Here is a 14,103-nt window from a genome sequence, read left to right on the forward strand (position 1 = left end):
CACGAAGGCAGCACACGGAAATGACCCGCTATCGTATCGAGCGGCTTTCTTTGCTTCCTTTCTTTGCCGCGGCAAAGAAAGGAAGTGCCGCCCCGCACAGGGGCAACGCCTGCGCCGCGAGGCGCTAACGAAGAGCCGCCTGCACAGGCAAGAAAACACCTGCTGCAGGCAAAAAACCTAAAACGTCTCAGCGACCTGATTCCGGGCAACATCCGCAGCCACCATCATCTGACAAAGCTGCTCCAGCGTAGTCTCCGGCACCCAGCCCAGTTTCTCCCGAGCCTTATCAGCGCACCCGATCAACAGTTCAACTTCGGCAGGCCGATAAAAGCGCGGATTCACCCGAACCAGCACCTTGCCAGTGGCAACATCGACACCCGTTTCACTCTCCGCCTTGCCGGACCATTCCAGCTGATAACCCGCCGCAGCAAACGCCATCTGCACGAAGTCACGCACAGTCTCCGTACGATTCGTCGCAAGCACATACGTATCAGGCTCATCAGCCTGCAACATCCGCCACATACCGTCCACATACTCCTGCGCAAACCCCCAATCACGCTTCGCATCCATGTTCCCAAGCTCAAGCACGTCATGCTTGCCAAGCTTGATCTTGGCCACCGTGTCAGTGATCTTGCGCGTAACGAACTCACGTCCCCGCAACGGCGACTCATGATTGAACAGAATCCCGCTGGTCGCGAAAATATCGTACGACTCGCGATAGTTGATCGTCGTCCAGTGCGCGAACAGTTTCGCCACACCATACGGGCTGCGCGGATAGAACGGCGTGTCCTCGCGCTGCGGCACCGCTTGAACCTTGCCGAACATCTCCGAGGTCGAGGCCTGGTAATAACGCATCCGCGGGTTCAGGATGCGAATACCCTCAAGCAGATTCAACGCACCGATACCGGTGACTTCCGCGGTCGTCACCGGCTGGTCGAACGACACACCGACAAAGCTCTGCGCCGCAAGGTTGTACAACTCGTCGGCCTGCGCATTCTCGAGCAGCCGCAGCGTCGAACCAAGATCGGTCAGATCGTGTTCGACGAGCCGCAGATTCGGATGATCGGTCACGCCGAGTTCGTCCATGCGCCAGAAATTGACGGAGCTGGTGCGACGATAGGTGCCGGTCACCTGATAGCCCTTGCCAAGCAGCAGTTTCGTCAGATATGCGCCGTCCTGGCCGGACACGCCGGTGATGATCGCTTTGCGCTGGTTGGTCATGAGTTGCCTTCGGTAGTAAATAATCGGAATCTGCGCGCCGTTGCAAACAGCTACGAATAGCTACGAGTAGCTAGGAATTGCCACCAAGCATGCGCGTCACCAGCGGATCGAGCACGCGAAAGTCCTGCTGCGCCTTCAGTCGATAAAGCTCCGGCTTCGGATGCGCCCCGTCCGACATCATCGTCTGCCACGCGGGCAGACCGGTGATGTACGCAAACTGGTCGACGAGCGGCACGTGCTGTTCTGCGGCCACGCGTCGCGTCATCGCGACCATCTCCGCGAGTCGCGCGTTGCGCCGGCCGTCCGGCATCGGGTTCGACGTTTCGAGTACCGGTAGTTTGCCTTGTGCGCGCGCTGCTTTCACGAGCGCGGTTTCTGCTTCGTAGAACTGCTCGGGTGTCTGATTCTGCATCACTTCGTTGATGCCGTAGTTGAACGTCACGATCTGCGCACGCGATGCCGTGATCCGTTCGCTCCACGGCAGACCCGCGCCACGCCCGGTGCCACCGAGCAATTGCGTGGCCATCGTTCCGCCTATGCCGAGATTTGTCACGCTGACACGCTCGCCGTGCGCATCGTGCATCTGGTCCTGCAGGAACGTGACTGCGTTCTCCGTCTGCGGACCGCAACCGCCGTTGCGGCAGGTGATACCGAGCGTGGTCGAGTCGCCGTAGGCTTCGATCAGCACCTGTCGTGTGCCGGCTGCGACGCCGTGCAGCGATGCCGTCGCGGTCACCGCGGCGATCGAGATCCGGGCCAGCCACGCGGTAAAACGCGCGCGGCCGCTCATGCGCTGGTCCTCGTGGCATCGGCAGGCGCAGGGCGCACCGTTGCAACAGGTGCAGCTAACCCGCGGCGCGGCGCGCCATGAATCAACCGTCGCTCGAACGCGAACCAGCTCACGCTCGCATACGCCAGCGTGACGATCAACGCGAGCGCTGCGGTGACGAGGCGACTGTGATGCAGCGGCCACAGCGCATACAGCACGGTCAGGTGAATCAGGTAGATCGTGTAGCTGATAGTGCCGATATAGACGAGCACCGGGTTGCACAGCAGCCGCTTGACGATTCCTTTGCTTTGCAACGCGATGACGACAAGCGATGTGCACAGCACCAGCGAGACGCTATACAACGCAGCATTCGACAGCGGCGTATTCGCGGCACGAAAGCGCGGATAGTGCAGATGCAGCCACGCAAGCACCACCAGCGCAGCCACCGCGCCAAACACGGCGAGCAGCTTGAACGGTTCGAGCGCATCACGATCGCGCCGCACGGTGACCGCGAGCAATGCACCGGCGGCCAGCAGATCCATGCGAAATGGCGTCAGGTAGTAGATCGGCCAGAACGAATCGAACCACGGCGTCGCGATGGCGCGCAATACGGGCACGCCAACGATCAACGCCGCCGCGACCCACGCAAGCGCACGTTGCGGCACGAGCAGGATCACGAACGGCCAGACGATGTAGAACTGCTCCTCGACCGCCAGCGACCACAGCACGTTGAGGCTGTCATGGCCGCTCTGGTTCAGCGCATCGCCGATATTGGTCGCGAAGAACGCATACCACTGCCAGTGCTGCGCCCAGCCGAGGCCGAACAGCAGCGACGAGACGATCATCAGTAGCACGTAGGGCGGCAGGATGCGGCGTGCGCGCCGCGCGTAGAAGTAGCCGAAGTAGCTCTGCTGACGCGATTTGCGCTCGAGCAGGATGCCGGTGATCAAAAAGCCGCTCAGCACGAAGAACAGATCGACGCCCATCCACAGTGGCGCCTTGAGCGCGTGCTGGGCAAACACCGCGAGCACGGCGATCGCCCGCAAGCCGTCGAGCTGCACGATGCGGTGCTGATGGGAGGGTGGGGCAGGCAATGCGCTGGCTGTCATGAACCGTCCGGAAAGTGCACCGTACGGCCAGCGGAAAACACCCCATGCCGCGCGCATGACGCGCACACGCGGACGCTTTCCGCATGGCCACGGAAGTGGAGTCCATTCTAAGGAAAAGAAAGTGCAAAAAAACCGGAATGAAACAGGCGAATGCTGCGAATGACATCACCTCGTCATCGGGTGAATGCTCGTATTAACGGGTGAATCAGGACGAGTGAATCGATTGAGACTTCAGGATATATCTGCAAAAACTGCAAACCCGCTCCGCGCAAGGCGGTAAAAACGATCCACCCGGTACGCCATGCGCACAGATAACGCAGTTTGTTTCATTTCGATCTATTTCTTTCTGCTTATCGGGCGGATTGACGGAGTGTTTGAATATTTTTGAATTATTTTAGATTTTCTTTGGAGCGAGACTTGCACGTATCGTCTGTGCAGTCAGGGCAGGTCTGCCTGCTTGTTCCCGTTCGCTGTCCGTCCCGTTCGACCTCGCTACAGGAGATCCCCGTTTGCTGCGTCCCCGGTTTGCCCGGCTCCTGTGTGCGAGCCTTGTTTTTCTCGTCGCGTCGGCGGCCTGCGCGGAAACCGCGCTGAACGCGCGAACCTCGTGGATCGGCAACACGTTCGGGTTCGGCGACGGCACATGGACGCAGATCAACATCACGGCGATCGCCGTGGCGCCTGACGGCAAGGTGTACACGAATGCGCCGTGGGACGAGAGCGGCGCCGAAGCGAGCATCTATCAGGACGGCAAGATGCTCGGCTTTGCGGGCGGCACGCACGGCTGGGGCAACGGCGGCGGCAATGCGGTGGCGATTAACCGGCGCTATGCGTTTGTGGCGATATCGGTGGGCAACGAGAAGGGGCACCTGGTCGCGCAAGGTATCTGGCCGGAGAAAGGGCGTCAGTGGTACGGCATTTCGCGGCGCCCGATCAGCGACACCAAACTCAGCGCACCGTTTCAGCCGGTCGCAAACGCAACCGATCCGCGCGCGAAGCTCGCTGCCAGTTTCCTGATGATCAACGAGGTGCCGACGCCGACGCGTGCGACGGACGCGGTAAGCACGACGGATGACGTCACGCCCGTGAGCAGCGACATCGGCGGCCTCGCGGCAAGCGACACGACGCTGTACGTATCGAACACATCGCGCGACCGCGTCGAGGTCTATGACGCGGAATCGATGCTGAAGAAGTCGGCATGGACAGTCCACGAACCCGGACATCTTGCGCTGGCCGCGGACGGCTCGCTGTGGGTGCTGACCGATACGGCGACCGGCAAGAGCGCGCGCGTCGCGCACTTCAGCGCGAGCGGCGAGCGTCTCGGCGACACGCTGCCACTGCCCGCGGACACGGACGCCGCTGACATCGCCGTCGATCCGCGCGGCCGTGTGCTGATCGCGGACAACGGACCGCGTCAGCAGATCCTGTTTTTCAGCAAGGCGGACGGTGCAGGCGGGCGTTATACGCAATCGGGCACGCTCGGCGAACGCGGCGGTATTTTCTCCGGCATCGCGGGCAAGCCGGGACCGCAGCGCTTTAACGGCCTGACCGGCGTCGGTGTCGACGCGCGCGGCAATGTCTACGTGTCGACCAACGGCGTCGGCCCGCGCTTTGCATCGATCGGTGCGGGGCTCGGCGCGACGCTCGAAAGCTATGCGCCCGACGGCCAGCGGCTGTGGAAAGTGGAAGGGTTGCTGTTCGTCGACGGCGCATGGATGGATCCGTCGCGGCCGGACAGCGTCTATACGGGCAACAAGCGTTTCGAGCTGGATCTGTCGAAGCCGGCCGGCCAGGACTGGCGTTATGCGGGCTTTCTGTCGAACCGCTTCAAGTACCCGCAGGACCCCGTGTTCGACACCGACCGGCCAGGCCTGCCGTTCGCCCGCAAGCTGAAGGGCCATACGTTCCTGTATCTGACCGACATGTATGCGGACCATCTGGTGATCTATCGCTTCGACCCGGCACGCGACGGCGAAGTCGCAGCGCCGTCCGGGCTCATTGCGGGCCGCCCGCGCGGCGTCGCCCAGATCCCGAACGCGCCGGCTGGCGGCGACTGGATCTGGCGCGATGCGAACGGCGACGGCAAGTTCGACAGCGACGAATTCACGCCGAATACCAGTGGCCCGAAACTGGTGGGCGGCTGGGGCTGGTGGGTCGATACGAACGGCGACATCTGGCGCGCCCGTGACAACAAAGGTGTGTTCCGCTTCCGTTTCGGCGGGATCGATGGGCGCGGCAATCCCATCTATTCGTACGACAGCATCACGGCCTACCCGGTCCCACAACCATTCACGGAGTTGCGCCGCGCGATCTACGACCCCGCGACCGATTCGCTCTACGTCAGCGGCTATACCGCCGACCTGAAGTTCGATCCCGGCTTCTGGAAGGAGGTCGGGCGTCAGCTGGTGCGCTACGACCACTGGTCGACGGGCAAGCCGGTGCCGCGCTACACGATCACCTTGCCGTGGGACACGAAGGGCAAGCCGATCGTCACCGTGATCGGTTTAACGGTGGAAGGGCAGTACGTCTTCGCGGTGGAGCCGGTCGGCGCGGTGCACGTGTACGAGCGCGACTCGGGCAAGGAAGTCGGGGTGATCCGGCCGGGTCCCGAGGTCGGCCGCGCGTCCGGCTGGGTCGATGTACCGAACGGTATCAGCGCGTATCGCCGCAGCGACGGCGAGTACCTGATCTTCGTCGAAGAGGACGCGCGCGGCAAAGTGATGATGTACCGCTGGAAGCCGGCCTGACAGGCATCGACCGTGTATGCGTGACGCATGCAGGGGTCGATTTATTTTCATTTTCCGCACTGCACAACGCGCATTTTGACGTGCTCTACTCGATGCGATCGCGTGCCGCCAGGCGCGCGTGACCGAACCGGAAGGACTCGATGGACAAAGGCATCCTCAAGAACGTAGCGATCAATTTCTCCGGACTGGTATTGCCTACGTTCGTGTCGCTCGTCACGGTGCCGGCCTATATCAAGCTGCTCGGCGTCGAGCGCTATGGCGTGATCAGCCTCGTCTGGACGCTGATCGGCTACTTCGGGATTCTCGATCTCGGCATGAGCATGGCCGCGCAGAATCACATCTCGAAGGCGCGCGCGAGCGCGGACACCACCGAAAGCGCACGCGTGTTCTGGAGCGCGACGTGGCTCAATCTCGCGACCGGCATCCTGGGCGGCCTGACGATCTACTTCGGTGCGTTCATCTATACCGCGTACTTCACGAAGGTCTCGCCCGAGTTGCAGCACGAGGTCTACATGGCGCTGCCGTGGCTCGCAATCGCGATTCCGATTGCGAACGTGTCGTGGGTCTTTGCGGGGGCGATCAACGGTGCGGAGCGCTTTGGCATTTACAACACGAACCAGACGCTCGGCACGTTCCTGTTCCAGTTGCTGCCACTCGGCGCGGCATGGCTGATCGCGCCGAAGCTGCAGTTCGTGCTGGCGGCCGCAGTGCTCGCGCGTCTGGTCGCGGCGCTTCTGATGGGCTATTCCGCGCTGCAGGTGCTCGATATCAAACGCATTCTGGCGCCGCAGTTCGGCGTCGCAAAGGGGCTGTTCAGTTTCGGCGGCTGGATGCTGATTGCGAGCGTGACCAACATGATTGCCGAATCGCTCGATCGCGTGATGCTCGGCACGTCGCTGGGCGCACGCTTTGTCACGTACTACACGGTGCCGCAGAACCTCGTCACCCGTCTGAACATCGTGCCGACCGCCCTGGTGCGCACGCTGTTTCCGCGTCTTTCTGCTGTCGGCCGCGATCATGCAGACACGATTACGCGGCAGTCGCTCGAATTCCTTAACGGTGTATTCACGCCGATCGCGCTGGTCGCGATCATCGTGCTGGAGCCGTTCCTGCATCTGTGGGTGGGTAGTGAAATCGCGAATGCGGCAGGCCCGGTAGGACGGATCCTGATCGTCGGTGTGTGGCTTGTCGGGCAGGCCAACGTGACGCGCATTCTCGTGCAGTCGCAGGTCAATCCCGCCGTGGCTGCGCGAGTCGGGCTGTTCGAGCTGCCGTTTTACGCGGGCGCGTTGTGGCTTGGTATCTCGCACTTCGGTCTGGCCGGTGCGGCGGTGATCGTGGCCGCACGCGCGTTGTTCGATTACGGCGTGCTGCTGTGGCTGTCCGCGATCCGTATGCGTCCGATCGTGCTCGACATGCTCGCGCATCTCGCGTTCCTGCTCGGCACGCTGTGGCTGTCGACGTTCCTGTCCGGCATCGGCGCCGCGGCCCTTGCCGTGGTGCTGGTGGTCGGCGCAAACGTCGGCTGGTCGCTCACGATGACGCCTGCCTTGCGCGATCTCGCGCGTTCGCTGCTGGTGCGACTGAACTCGAGGAAAAGCGCATGAATCACGATCTCGTCGAAGAAGCCGCCTTGCGTCCTGCCGCGCGTAGCGGATTGACTGCGCCGGTGCTCGCGCAGGCTGTCAGTACATCGCTCGCCGCACGTACGCCGCAAGGTGCGCGTGGCCAGGTGCGCGTCGCGATCGTGCACGACTGGCTCGTCACCTATGCGGGCGCGGAGCGCGTGCTCGAACAGATCGTCGCGTGCTTTCCGGATGCCGACCTGTTCAGCCTTGTCGATTTTCTCGATGACCGCACGTTCCTGCGTGGCAAAACGGCCACGACATCGTTTATCCAGAACCTGCCGTTCGCGCGGACCCGCTACCGCGGCTATCTGCCGTTGATGCCACTCGCCATCGAGCAGCTCGACGTGTCCGCCTACGACGTCGTGATTTCGAGTAGCCACGCGGTCGCCAAAGGCGTGTTGACCGGTCCCGACCAGGTGCATATCAGCTACGTGCATTCGCCGATCCGCTATGCCTGGGACCTGCAGCATCAGTACCTGCAGCAGTCGCAACTGACGCGCGGTCCGAAGTCGATGCTGGCGCGACTGGTGTTGCACTACATCCGCAACTGGGATGTCCGCACGTCGAATTCGGTGGATTCGTTTGTCGCAAACTCGGCGTTTATCGCGCGCCGGATTCACAAGGTGTATCAGCGCGAAGCGGACGTGATCTTTCCGCCCGTCGACGTCGATGCATTCAAGCTGCACGAACAGAAAGAAGACTTCTATCTGACCGCGTCGCGCATGGTGCCGTACAAGAAAATCGATCTGCTCGTCGAAGCGTTTGCGCAGATGCCGGAGCGCAAGCTCGTCGTGATCGGCGACGGCCCCGACATGCAGAAGATCCGCGCGAAGGCGACAGCGAACATCGAGATCATGGGCTATCAACCGTTCGCGGTGCTGCATGACCGGATGCGTCGCGCGAAAGCCTTCGTTTTCGCCGCCGAAGAGGACTTCGGTATTTCGGTGGTCGAAGCACAGGCGTGCGGCACGCCGGTCATTGCCTATGGCAAGGGCGGTGCGCTCGAAACGGTCCGCGATCTCTCGCACCCGCAGCCAACCGGGTTGTTCTTCGGCGAGCAGAGCGTGGAGTCGATCGTCGCGGCGGTCGAAGACTTCGCCGATAATCCGCAGCGCTTTGCCGCCGCCGATTGTCGCCGCAATGCCGAGCGTTTCTCCACGGCGCATTTTCGCGAACGCTTCTTTTCCCATGTACGCGCGGCCGTGCCCAAGATGCAGGGCGCTTCGTTGCCTGCATTCGACGCGCCGCCCGCGGACGCCCATATACCGCTAGCGAATACCCCACGCATCCTCGCCGTCGATCAAAGCGGCGTGCTCGGCGGCGCCGAACTGTCGCTGCTCGAAATCATGAAAGCGCTGCGTGCGCGCGCCGAAGTCGTGCTGTTCGACGACGGTCCGTTTCGCACCGCGCTCGACCGGGCGGGTGTCACGGTCAACGTATTGAAGTCGGGCGCACTGCGTGAGGTACGCAAGCGCGGTGGTTCGGTACCGAAGTGGCGGGCCTTCAAGGACATCGTCGCGCTGGTTCGGGCAACGGTGAAACGGGCCCGGCGTGCCGATGTGATCTATGCGAACACGCAGCGCGCGATGGTGATCGGCGCGCTTGCCGGCCGCTTCGCCCGAAAGCCGGTGGTCTGGCATCTACGCGATATCGTCACCAGCGAGCACTTTGGCGGCAAGCAACTGGCGATCATCAAATGGTGCGCGAAGCTCGGACTCGCTCATGTGATCGCCAACTCTGCTGCATCGAAGCGCGCGTTCGTCGAGCTGACGAACTTCGACAGCAAGCGCGTCGACGTGGTGTTCAACGGCATTTCCGCTGCGCCGTTCGATGCGCTGGCCGATGTGCCGCAAGCGACGTTGCGCTCACTGCTGAATCTGCCGCAGCAAGCTTTCCTGGTCGGCTCGTTCAGCCGTCTCGCGCACTGGAAAGGCCAGCACGTGCTGCTCGAAGCCGTCGTGCTCAATCCGCATATGCATGCGGTGCTGGTCGGTGCGCCGCTGTTCGGTGAGGACGATTACGAAGCCACATTGCGGGCGTTCGTCGTCAATCACGGGATCGGTGACCGTGTGCATTTTCTCGGCTTCCAGAACGATATCGCGGCATGCATGCGCGCCGTCGACGTCGTCGTGCATACGTCGATTACGCCCGAGCCGTTTGGCCGGGTGATCGTCGAAGGCATGCTGGCGCAGCGTCCGGTCGTTGCGGCGCGCGCCGGTGGGGTGGTCGAGATTATCGATGACGGCGTGGACGGTTTGCTGTGTACGCCCGGCGATGCACATGGGCTCGCCGATACGCTCGCCGAACTGCGCGCGAATGAAAGCCTGCGCGAGCAACTGGTAGCGAATGGCAACCGCGTCGCACGTCAGCGCTTCGGTCCGGGCAACTATGTGGCGTCGGTCGAGCGGATCTTGAAGGCGGTGGCAGGCTGAGATCTCGCGCCGCACGTAACGAGCGCAACGATGTGTGCGTTACGTTTGTTTGCGGCGAGATCAGGAACGCACAGCGGTCCTGGAGGCGTTGCAGCGCTGACCGTTGCGCGGTGTCAGGCGCGTACTGTCGCGTTCGAGGTTTTGCCAGGATTCGAGTTGCGCGGTTTCAGGCTCGCCGACCACTTCATCGCCGGCAGCTCGACCAGCCGGTAGAACCCATAGGCAACCGGAATGGCGACCAGCATATAGCCGAACGATGGCCAGATCGACTGTTGCAGCGCCGAGCGGAACAGCAGCGACGACAGCAGTACGAAGATCGGCAGATGGACGACGTATAGCGAGAAACTGAAATCGCCGAGCCGTGACAGTGCGCGCATTGCGGTCCCGCCAGCGGTACGGCGCGTGTCGAGCGCGCGATACAGGTAGCACGCAAAGCCGAGCGCCCATAGCTGGAACGCAACGTACTGCCCGAAATGGAACGCGACACAGCCAAGCGCCGTGAACACCGCTGCCGCACCGTAGAGCAGCAACGACGGCGGCCGTGCAGAAGCAGCCGCATGCGCTTTCGTATCGGCAATCCATGCGCCGAGCGTCCACGACAACCAGTACGACGTGAAGAACTGGATGTCGTGACGCTCGAGACCGAACGCCGACACGACATTGACGAGCGCGACCAGCGCCAGCACCGGCGTGATCCCGATGCGCCTCCGCAAGGCGAACAGCAGCGGATAGATTACGTAGAACTGCACTTCGAGCGACAGTGTCCAGAGCGCGCCGTTCGAACCGTAGGTCTTGCCGGCCACACCTTGCAGCGAGAACAGATTGACGAGGAACGCCTGCAAACCGATCTCGCGCACCTTGTGGCTAACCGGCGGCAATTGCAGGCTGGCCCAGTCGAGCGCGAGCGTCAGAAGCAGGGCGGCGAACAGTACCGGATAGATGCGCGCAAAACGGCGTGCCCAGAAGTTAGTCGCATCGAGCCGCCAGGCCGGGTTCTGGGCGAGCCGCTGCGCCGCGCCACGATGAATGCAGTAACCGCTGATGACGAAAAAGATCGGCACGCCGGCCGAACCCCACGCCACCGGAAACGTCAGGTAAGCGACGATCGAACTGAAATCGAGCGATCTGCCCACCATCTGGTGAAAGCTTTGCATGCCGATCCATTCGACCTGCCGGCAATGGAAATAGGCCACCAGCAGCGCGGCGAACCCGCGCATGGCGTCGATGACATGATCCTTGCTGGCGCTTTCCGCGCGGGCCCCGCTGGCCGGCAGCGCCTGAAAGGGCAGCGAAGTGCCGGTTGCTTCGAAGGCCGAATCGCTCATGCGCGCTCCTTATCCATACCGCGTGATTTGCTTATATACACAGCCCAGACCCTGCACGCGACATGTTCTGCAGACGCAGGGCTACGCATGGTCTATCGTAGAACATCGGCAATTCGAAAAATGAATAAAAATTTCTCACGAACTGAAATAACAAGTCGAATTGATGACTCGAATGGATTGAAAAAATTAACTGCCGGGGTCGCCGAATTATTTGTCGATTTTGTCGTGCTAGTTTGAGTCTCGGATTCATTTGACCAGGAGTAAAGCCATGACCATGCACCTGCTCGCGGGGATCGCCGTCCTGCTGGTTCTGGTGGGCGTATCCGCCTACCGGGAAGCGTTGCGCAACGAACCGATCGGACGCTTCCGGATGAATCCGGGCAAGCTTCCGCAGTTCGACGAAAGCGAATAAGCCACGCCCGGATTTCACGTAATAATTGCGCGTTGAGTTTTACTCAAGCGCTTCATCGCGTAACTGTTCCCGATCAAATTTCGCGATGTGACAGCATGCGATCGACAGGCCCGATTCACGATCGGTCGCATGAATTCATTACGGAAAAACGAATATTTTTCCGCTAATCTTTTTGAGGACAGTTTCCGGCCTGTGTGGCGGCGCCCCGTGCCGTCCACGCTAACGGACCGCAAAGATTGATTAACCGATGTGGGAATGCAGACCATGCTGAAAGTCACCAAAGCCGTGTTTCCCGTGGCGGGCCTCGGAACACGCTTCCTGCCGGCCACCAAGGCCAGTCCGAAAGAGATGCTGCCCATCGTCGACAAGCCGCTGATCCAGTATGCGGTGGAAGAGGCCATCGAGGCCGGCATCACCGAGATGATCTTCGTGACCGGGCGCAGCAAGCGCGCGATTGAAGATCACTTCGACAAGTCGTATGAAATCGAGGCCGAACTCGAAGCGCGCGGCAAGGACCAGTTGCTCGAACTCGTGCGCGGCATCAAGCCGGCCAATGTGGATTGCTTCTACGTGCGACAGGCCACGGCGCTCGGGCTTGGACATGCGGTGCTGTGCGCCGAAAAACTGGTCGGCGAGAGCCCGTTCGCGGTGATTCTCGCGGACGATCTGTTGCACAGCACGCGGCCGGTCATGAAGCAACTCGTCGATGTGTTCAACCACTATCACAGCTCGGTGGTGGGCGTCGAAACGATCGCCCGCGAAGACAGCCGCTCGTATGGCGTCGTGGACGGACGCGAGTGGGAAGAAGATGTGATCAAGCTCTCGGGTATCGTCGAGAAGCCTGCGCCCGAGAAGGCACCGTCCAATCTCGGCGTCGTCGGCCGCTATGTGCTGATGCCGACCATCTTCAAGCACATTCGCGCGTTGAAGCCCGGTGCGGGCGGCGAACTGCAACTCACCGATGCCTTGCAATCGCTGCTTGCCGAAGAGCAGGTGCTGGCGTATCGCTACTTCGGCACGCGCTTCGATTGCGGCAGCAAGCTCGGCTATCTGAAGGCGACCGTCGAATTCGCGCTGCGGCATCCCGAGGTGAGGGCAGAATTCGAAGAGTATCTGCAGAACTATCTGCCGGTGCAGCTGGCTGCAGCGGCTGCTTAACGTGCACGAGTTGTGCAAGAGTTCGCCGTCGCTTTCTGAAAACGGCGGCGACTCATTCGGGTACAACTGCGCAGGCTAGCGGCGCTTCATCTTGAGGACGCGCGAAATCTGCGCAGCGGTGAAGCTGCTCTTATGCGCATAGGGCGCGCAGTCGAGCGGCGCAGTCAACGATTCGCCTACGGCGAATTGACCCACATAGCGAAACAGATCCGTTTCGAGCTTGAGGAAAACCGGGATCTCGCCAGCCTGTCTGGCGAGCGTTCTGCCGGCAGCACGAGCCGCAGCACCGCCATCACAGAGGATGACCTCCGGTGCCTGTGGGTTGAGATCAGGCCGCAGGCACGCGGCGACCACCTTGCCATTCTTCGTCGGAAGAAACGCTTGCTTGCTGCCGCCGCAAACAGTGTGGATGTACTCGCGGCTATAGTTCTTGTTCATTTCGAACATGAGAGACCTCGGTGAGATGCGTAGTGCAGGGTTGATGCGTAAAGTAATGACCTGGGATCGCTAGATACATAGCGAACCCGCATTCGATGCGCGCGCACGCATCCCGCCGCGCTGCGAGTTTCGCTCGCAAGGCGCGTTCATCCGGACGCGAGAAAAACCCGCGTTCAGGTGGCGCTAGATAAAGTGGCTGGAGAAAGCTACTGCGGCGCGCACCGTCTGCCTGCTGGCAAGACGGCGGCTAAAAGAATGGGCACGCGGACGTCCTGCCACTCAGGCAGTGAGATTCTTCGACGATCGACGACATCGGTTATTCATGGCACCCATTCGCTGTTTGACGTTGCCGATATTGTAGATATCTCTATCGCGGCGGCAAGTAAAAAGGTGGTAAAGAGCGATCCGGCAACTGCCGGATCGCTGTCATTGACTATCGCTGTTGCTGCTGCAGATACTGCCTGACATCGCTCATCGACACGCGCCCGGTATGAGCACTGTCGATCTCATCGAAGTGTCTGGCGACATACCCCAGACCACCGCTTTGCGCTTGCGCCTTCGTCACAGAAGCGCCATTGCTGAGCGCTGTATTAGCGCCGAGTCGTGCTTCGACGCGCTGCTGCGCCTGCAGTTGCAAGGTCGCGCCGGTGGACGGCGTGACGGCCGCCACGCGATTCTGCGGAAAGAACGGACCATCCACACCATGACTGCCATGCGGCAACGTGACAGGCGCCACCGCCTGAGGCGGCAACGCATGCGCGCTACTCATCACAGCACCGAGAACAATCAACGGGGAAATACGTCGCATCAAATTGATTAGAGACATGATCACTCGCATTGGATAGGCGAACAGCGGGTTTGCAG

General features: G+C 61.5%; 11 protein-coding genes. 5 read left to right on the top strand and 6 right to left on the bottom strand.

The window, feature by feature from the left end; all coding sequences use genetic code 11:
• Positions 1–177 precede the first annotated feature (177 nt).
• The 3 genes from gmd to BWP39_RS00355 all read right to left on the bottom strand — a co-directional run bounded on the left by gmd (position 178) and on the right by BWP39_RS00355 (position 3,099).
• A complete protein-coding gene (gmd, locus tag BWP39_RS00345) occupies positions 178–1,221 on the bottom strand; it encodes a GDP-mannose 4,6-dehydratase (RefSeq protein WP_096716413.1) in 1,044 nt (347 codons plus the stop codon).
• 70 nt (positions 1,222–1,291) lie between these two features.
• Positions 1,292–2,011, bottom strand: coding sequence for an SGNH/GDSL hydrolase family protein (locus tag BWP39_RS00350; RefSeq protein ID WP_096716414.1), 720 nt, complete (start codon positions 2,009–2,011; stop codon positions 1,292–1,294).
• Complete coding sequence (locus tag BWP39_RS00355; RefSeq protein WP_096716700.1) at positions 2,008–3,099, bottom strand: acyltransferase family protein; 1,092 nt, start codon at positions 3,097–3,099, stop codon at positions 2,008–2,010. The genes BWP39_RS00350 and BWP39_RS00355 overlap by 4 nt, the downstream gene beginning before the upstream one ends.
• 509 nt (positions 3,100–3,608) lie before the next feature.
• Here BWP39_RS00355 and BWP39_RS00360 point away from each other — a divergent pair.
• The 3 genes from BWP39_RS00360 (at position 3,609) to BWP39_RS00370 (ending at position 9,906) form a co-directional block, all read left to right on the top strand.
• Positions 3,609–5,846 (top strand): NHL repeat-containing protein, encoded by a 2,238-nt coding sequence (locus BWP39_RS00360; RefSeq protein WP_096716415.1) that lies wholly within the window; start codon positions 3,609–3,611, stop codon positions 5,844–5,846.
• Between the two features lie 140 nt (positions 5,847–5,986).
• Positions 5,987–7,453, top strand: a complete 1,467-nt coding sequence (locus BWP39_RS00365; protein WP_096716416.1) for a flippase — start codon at positions 5,987–5,989, stop codon at positions 7,451–7,453.
• On the top strand, positions 7,450–9,906 hold the full coding sequence (locus BWP39_RS00370; RefSeq protein ID WP_096716417.1) for a glycosyltransferase family 4 protein: 2,457 nt from the start codon (positions 7,450–7,452) through the stop codon (positions 9,904–9,906). The genes BWP39_RS00365 and BWP39_RS00370 overlap by 4 nt, the downstream gene beginning before the upstream one ends.
• Positions 9,907–10,019: 113 nt before the next feature.
• On the opposite strand, the gene BWP39_RS00375 is transcribed toward BWP39_RS00370, so the two are convergent.
• The gene (locus tag BWP39_RS00375) at positions 10,020–11,231 is read right to left on the bottom strand and encodes an acyltransferase family protein (protein ID WP_096716418.1); all 1,212 of its coding nucleotides are present in this window, start codon (positions 11,229–11,231) and stop codon (positions 10,020–10,022) included.
• A gap of 268 nt (positions 11,232–11,499) precedes the next feature.
• Between BWP39_RS00375 and BWP39_RS31905 the strand changes: the two genes are divergently transcribed.
• The gene (locus tag BWP39_RS31905; protein ID WP_170043814.1) at positions 11,500–11,643 is read left to right on the top strand and encodes a hypothetical protein; all 144 of its coding nucleotides are present in this window, start codon (positions 11,500–11,502) and stop codon (positions 11,641–11,643) included.
• A 264-nt stretch (positions 11,644–11,907) separates the two neighbouring features.
• Positions 11,908–12,801: a UTP--glucose-1-phosphate uridylyltransferase GalU gene (gene galU / locus BWP39_RS00380; protein ID WP_096716701.1), complete on the top strand. Its 894-nt coding sequence runs from the start codon at positions 11,908–11,910 to the stop codon at positions 12,799–12,801.
• A 75-nt stretch (positions 12,802–12,876) separates the two neighbouring features.
• Here the strand turns inward: galU and BWP39_RS00385 are convergent, their stop codons facing one another.
• Together BWP39_RS00385 and BWP39_RS00390 are read right to left on the bottom strand one after the other, a co-directional pair.
• Positions 12,877–13,248 carry a DUF6697 family protein gene (locus BWP39_RS00385; protein WP_096716419.1) on the bottom strand — a complete coding sequence of 124 codons (372 nt, stop codon included), beginning with the start codon at positions 13,246–13,248 and terminating at the stop codon, positions 12,877–12,879.
• Positions 13,249–13,672: 424 nt separating this feature from the next.
• Positions 13,673–14,065, bottom strand: a complete 393-nt coding sequence (locus tag BWP39_RS00390) for a hypothetical protein (RefSeq protein ID WP_207556507.1) — start codon at positions 14,063–14,065, stop codon at positions 13,673–13,675.
• Positions 14,066–14,103 lie beyond the last annotated feature (38 nt).

It is taken from the genome of Paraburkholderia acidicola (assembly GCF_002362315.1).
Lineage (GTDB): Bacteria > Pseudomonadota > Gammaproteobacteria > Burkholderiales > Burkholderiaceae > Paraburkholderia > Paraburkholderia acidicola.